7 protein-coding genes are annotated in these 5736 nt (G+C 40.7%); 4 read left to right on the forward strand and 3 right to left on the reverse strand.

The features are described from left to right. Positions 1-6: 6 nt before the first annotated feature. On the reverse strand, positions 7-363 hold the full coding sequence (locus tag LD39_RS18405) for a helix-turn-helix domain-containing protein (RefSeq protein ID WP_035551411.1): 357 nt from the start codon (positions 361-363) through the stop codon (positions 7-9). Positions 364-562: 199 nt separating this feature from the next. On the opposite strand from LD39_RS18405, the gene yugI reads away from it, so the two are divergent. Beyond that, entirely contained in the window at positions 563-943 is a 381-nt protein-coding gene (gene yugI, locus LD39_RS18410) for a S1 domain-containing post-transcriptional regulator GSP13 (protein WP_035551414.1), read from the forward strand. 46 nt (positions 944-989) lie between these two features. Here the strand turns inward: yugI and LD39_RS18415 are convergent, their stop codons facing one another. Beyond that, a complete protein-coding gene (locus tag LD39_RS18415; protein WP_035551417.1) occupies positions 990-1226 on the reverse strand; it encodes a DUF378 domain-containing protein in 237 nt (78 codons plus the stop codon). 147 nt (positions 1227-1373) lie between these two features. On the opposite strand from LD39_RS18415, the gene LD39_RS18420 reads away from it, so the two are divergent. The 3 genes from LD39_RS18420 to LD39_RS18430 all read left to right on the forward strand — a co-directional run bounded on the left by LD39_RS18420 (position 1374) and on the right by LD39_RS18430 (position 4546). Next, complete coding sequence (locus LD39_RS18420; RefSeq protein ID WP_035551420.1) at positions 1374-2540, forward strand: iron-containing alcohol dehydrogenase; 1167 nt, start codon at positions 1374-1376, stop codon at positions 2538-2540. Positions 2541-2691: 151 nt separating this feature from the next. After that, entirely contained in the window at positions 2692-4038 is a 1347-nt protein-coding gene (locus LD39_RS18425) for a glucose-6-phosphate isomerase (RefSeq protein WP_035551423.1), read from the forward strand. Between the two features lie 91 nt (positions 4039-4129). Continuing rightward, complete coding sequence (locus tag LD39_RS18430; protein ID WP_035551426.1) at positions 4130-4546, forward strand: YugN-like family protein; 417 nt, start codon at positions 4130-4132, stop codon at positions 4544-4546. On the opposite strand, the gene LD39_RS18435 is transcribed toward LD39_RS18430, so the two are convergent. Beyond that, entirely contained in the window at positions 4529-5527 is a 999-nt protein-coding gene (locus LD39_RS18435) for a TrkA family potassium uptake protein (protein WP_035551428.1), read from the reverse strand. The two genes, LD39_RS18430 and LD39_RS18435, sit on opposite strands and share 18 nt — an antisense overlap. Between the last annotated feature and the right edge of the window lie 209 nt (positions 5528-5736).

A 5736-nucleotide genomic window follows, 5' to 3' on the forward strand; every position in this document is an offset into this window, starting at 1 on the left:
ATTAAATTATTTTTTTTGTTGATTTAATTCATATAATAGATTCATCGCTCGTAAAACGTCTTGTTCTGAAAAGTCTCTCGCTTTTTTTAAGATCAATTTAGAGCTTTTCACACCAATTTCTTGAATCAATTTTTGTAATTCATAATCGATATTCGAGTCATTCTCTTCTTCAAATTCCATTAGCTCAGATGCAGGGATATCTAATACAGTAGAAATTTTTAAGACCGTATCTAGTTCAGGGGTGCGTTCATTGGTTTCATAGCTCTCAAGAGTCGTTACTCCTAACCGTGCTTTTAAGGCTAAGTCTTCTTTAGAGAAATTTTTTGCCTCTCTGTATTTTCTGATGTTATCTCCTACAGTCATATGAATTCCTCCTACGCATGCTTTTCTTTCATTATATCATGCATAGAATTCGCAGATGAGCAAATTTTCCAACAAATTGTGAATTCCTTAGCAAAACTAATTGAGCAGAAAATGTTTTTTGCTAAATGAGGAGAACTGTGATAGAATCATTAATTGCGTGAAAAGAAGCGAATAATATATATATCAGGAGTTGTATAGCATGTCAGATAAGTTTCAAGAAGGTCAAGTATTAGAAGGTAAAGTTACTGGAATTCAACCATACGGTGCATTCGTTGCCCTTGATGATCAAGTTCAAGGTTTGGTACACATTTCAGAAGTCACTCACGGTTTTGTAAAGGATATTAACGAGCACCTTTCTGAAGGTGATGAAGTACAGGTTAAAATCCTAAACATTGATGAAGCGAAGAATAAATATTCTCTTTCTATCCGTGCTACTCAAGAAGCACCGAAGCAACGCCCTCGTAAGCAAGCAGCACCGAAGCAACAGCAAGAGGATGCGCAAGCAGGGTTCAACACACTAAAAGATAAATTGGAAGACTGGATCAAACAGTCTGACGATCGCGAAAAATTTCGCAAATAAATCAAGTAAATGAAATGGACTAGTCATTATGACTAGTCCATTTTTATTATTCAGCGGATTCGGCTGTTGTTTCACTATATTCGGCAGCTGGGGAGAAGTAAAGGGAAATGGCAATAAGTCCACTAATGCCTACTAGTGTATAGATGACGCGCGCAAAAGCTCCACTCTGTTCTCCGCCGCCAAATAAACCGGCAACAAGATCATATTGGAACAATCCAATCAATCCCCAGTTGATGGCACCAATAATAACTAACAAAAGGGCTACACGTTGAAACCAACTCATATTGCATCCTCCTTTCTATATTTATTCACTCAATCATAGCTTGAACTGGACCGACAAATTTATACACATTGCATATCTTTTGAGTATCTGAACAAAATCGGGGATAATATGACTCGAGACTTTTTAGTATAGAGAGGAGATCTCAACATGGAAGCATTCACTTTTTACAATCCAACGAAGCTGATCTTTGGTAAAGACCAGATCGAACAATTACCACAGCAAATGCCTGCAGGTACCAAAAACGTATTGATCGTATATGGTGGCGGCAGCATAAAGAAGAATGGTGTATACGATCAAGTAATGGAGCAGCTGAATAAGGCTGGAGTTCAAGTTCATGAGCTGTCAGGCGTAGAACCGAATCCAAAACTGACCACTGTTCATAAAGGTGTAGAGATTTGCAAGAACGAAGATATAGACTTTCTGCTGGCCGTAGGCGGCGGCAGTGTCATCGACTGTACCAAAACGATTGCCACTGGTGCAAAATATGATGGAGATGCGTGGGATCTTGTAACAAGACAAGCTACCCCAAATGACGCTATTCCATTTGGTACGGTCCTCACCCTTGCTGCGACAGGGTCAGAGATGAACGCTGGATCTGTCATCACAAACTGGGAAACAAACGAAAAGTATGGATGGGGGGCACCTCCATATACAAATCCTAAGTTTTCTATTTTAGACCCAGCTTATACAACGTCCGTACCACGTAATCAAACGATTTATGGAATCGTTGATATGATGACACACTTATTTGAGCAGTATTTCCATACTCCGACGCAATCACCGATCCAGGATGAGATGATTGAAGGGGTGTTAAGAACAATCATTGATACAGCACCAAAATTGCTCGATGATTTAGAATCCTACGAGCATCGTGAAACTATTCTTTATGCAGGAACCATTGCATTGAATGGCATGCTGCAAATGGGTTACCGCGGAGATTGGGCAAGTCATAATATAGAACATGCAGTATCTGCTGTTTATGATATTCCGCATGCAGGTGGACTGGCTATTCTCTTCCCGAATTGGATGAAGCATAACTTAAACGTTAAACCGGAACGATTTGTTCAATTAGCTACAAAAGTCTTCGGAGTAGATCCTGAAGGTAAATCTGATCAACAAGTGGCGGAGGAAGGAATTGAAGCGCTTCGCTCTTTCTGGTCTTCTATAGGGGCTCCAGAGACGCTGAGAGACTATGATATCTCAGATGAAAAATTCGACGTTATTGTAGACCGTGCGATGAAGCGTGGTCCATTCGGCAATTTCAACAAACTGGAATCTGATGATGTTGAGAAAATCTTAGAGCTTTCCAAATAAATGGGGTAAAAGAAGTTCAGGAAGGTTCCTGAACTTCTTTTTTTGCTATGTATCCGTTTTCAATTAGAGGTTTGCTTGATTTGGGATGGAGGTTTCGATAAAGTTAAAACTGGTTTAAGTTATTTATTTCATTAAATGGAGGGTCACAAACATGACACATGTTCGTTTTGATTATGAAAAAGCGCTGCCATTTTTTGGTGAGCACGAACTTGATTATATGCAAGGTGCTGTTTCTTTGGCACACCAAGCTTTACACGAAAAGTCTGGAGCAGGAAATGATTTCCTGGGCTGGCTCGATCTGCCGGAAGACTATGACAAAGAAGAGTTTGCCCGCGTGCAAAAATCTGCAGAAAAGATTAAATCAGATTCTGATGTCTTACTTGTCATTGGAATCGGTGGCTCTTACTTAGGCGCTCGTGCTGCTCTGGAGATGCTCAATCACAGCTTTTACAATGAGCTTGCTGGTGATGACCGTAAAACTCCACAAGTCTTCTTTGTAGGAAATAGTATCAGCGCACCATACCTGAATGAATTGTTTGATGTACTTAAAGGAAAAGACGTATCGATCAACGTCATTTCAAAAAGTGGAACAACTACGGAACCGGCGATTGCTTTCCGTATCTTCCGCAAGTTTCTAGAAGACAAATATGGTGTAGAAGAAGCGCGTAAACGTATTTATGCTACAACAGACAAAGAAAAAGGTGCTTTGAAAACTCTTGCCAGTGAACAGGGTTATGAGTCATTCGTCGTTCCTGATGATGTAGGTGGACGCTACTCTGTCTTAACGGCGGTAGGACTGTTACCAATTGCGGCAAGTGGAATCGATATTGAAGAAATGATGAAAGGCGCTCAAAGAGCACGTACAGAACTTAGCTCAGATCAGCTTTCTGATAATCCGGCTTATCAATATGCGGCCGTTCGTAACGTCCTTTATAATAAAGGAAAAACTATCGAAATGCTTGTTAACTATGAGCCTTCCCTTCAATACTTTGGAGAATGGTGGAAGCAGTTGTTCGGTGAGAGTGAAGGAAAAGACCAAAAAGGCATATTCCCAGCTTCAGCAAACTTCTCAACAGACTTGCACTCTCTTGGCCAATACGTCCAGGATGGTCGTAAGGATATGTTTGAGACGGTTCTGCACGTGGAGAATCCGTCTTCTGATATTACAATAGAAGAGGACGAGCAAAACCTTGATGGACTAAACTATCTAGCAGGTAAAACAGTTGATCAAGTGAATGAAAAAGCTTATCAGGGTACGATGCTTGCTCACACAGATGGTGAAGTTCCAAACTTGGTTGTTCACCTGCCTAAACGAGATGCTTATACATTCGGCTATCTTGTGTATTTCTTCGAGAAAGCATGTGCTGTTAGTGGCTATCTGCTAGGAGTGAACCCATTCGATCAGCCTGGAGTAGAAGCTTACAAGAAAAACATGTTTGCCCTTCTAGGAAAACCTGGATTCGAAGAAGAAAAAGAAAAGCTAGAAAAGCGCCTGTAATGACAAAAAAATCCACCTCAGGTCATCCAGAAAATGGATGACCTGAGGTGTTTTTATTTGGGCAATATAGGACTAAAAGGAGTGAGTGCTTATGATACCTTTATCTTCTTCGATTACCGATGAAGTCTATACGTTTACGGATGTAGAAAGTGAGCTCAAGCCGTTTGGATTTAAACTTTCGGATAACTGGGATTATGAACATGGATATTTTGACTATAAAATTGATGATCGAGTCGGTTACCAATTTTTAAGGCTTCCCTTTCAAGTCACGTCTGGATCTTTGGATACACCAACCGATTATGCGACGATTCAGATGAAAGAACCTTTTCTTTTATCTCATAAATACAACCCAGGTCTTGACGATAATGTAAAAGAAGGGAACTTTCGTGCTATCTTCGATCAATTTCAGGAACCAGTAGATAAAGATGCCTCTTTTCCTGAAGAGTATGTCAGCGTGGGACGTGAACTTTTAGCTCAAGTGGAACAAGCATTAATGACGAAGAGGTGAGAAGACAATTAAAAAGTCACCCTTTTCCAGGAGGGTTTCGGCATGAAGATCAAACGAAACCTCTTCCCCCTTCTTAATGCCGATAATTTGACAGCTTTCCTTGAGGAAGTATTCCAACGCTTTTATCAAAGGCTCTCCTTCCATTTGTTCAGGCACTTTTTCTTCGTGAAACTGCCTGGCTGTCAGCAAGTCGAGAAGTAGTTCAAATGGTTGGACCGGGTCATTCCTGTAGAGCTCATGGTAAAATAGGCTGCTCATAAAATCATTTGAACGAATGACGGTATCCGCACCGGCTCTTCCAGCATTGATTCTCTGACGGTCTGTCAAAACTTCTGCAATGATGGATAATTTGGGATGGTGGCCTTTTAAAGCTACAATTTGATGAATGACCGATTGGTCTGATTGCTCTTCTTTTTTTGATGGGTCAGCGGTGACTACAGCTATCCGTGCTCCTTGCACGTTAGCCTTTTCAAGCGTCGTTTCTTCGGTCGCGTCTCCTTTAACAAAATGTACATTCGATAAACGCTGGTAAAATTGATTCATCGAGCGGTCGATCAATACAATCCGTTCCGGCGACTCTTGATCGCAGATCATATCTATTAACTGACGTGTTCTTTCGTTCCAGCCGATAATCACAAGATGGTCGCTTCCGCGAAAATCCACTTCACCTTTGGATAACGCCTGCTCATGTTTAACGGTCGAGGCTGACAACGTAGCCATGTAAAAAGTAACTAATCCTCCACCTGTCAGGATCAAAAAAATAGCTGTTATTTTCCCAGCTGGGCTAAGGGGTACATAATCCCCGTAACCTACAGTAGCTCCGGTTACAAAAGCCCACCAGATTCCATCAAAAACAGTAGGGAAGCTTTTAGGCTCTAATATATGAATGATGCCTCCGAAAATAGTCATCATGATCATGACCGTTCCGAAGAGCCTTAAAAAAAGCGGGATTTGGAAATACAGGCGAATCCAATATTGCATGTTTGAATGCCCCTTTTTTCATCAGTATCGGCACAGAGGATGGAATTCAAACATAAAAAAACCTGCCTTATCAAAAGGCAAGTTATTTTAATGTATCTGTTAAGTCTTTATAAACGTAAGTCCAAAAATCCCGGTTGTCCCGATATGCTTTTGTCACGAATTTCAACATATCATTTCGTTTCTCTTCAAAATCTTCGGCATCTTGATCA

Source organism: Halobacillus sp. BBL2006, assembly GCF_000786645.1.
Lineage (GTDB): Bacteria > Bacillota > Bacilli > Bacillales > Halobacillaceae > Halobacillus.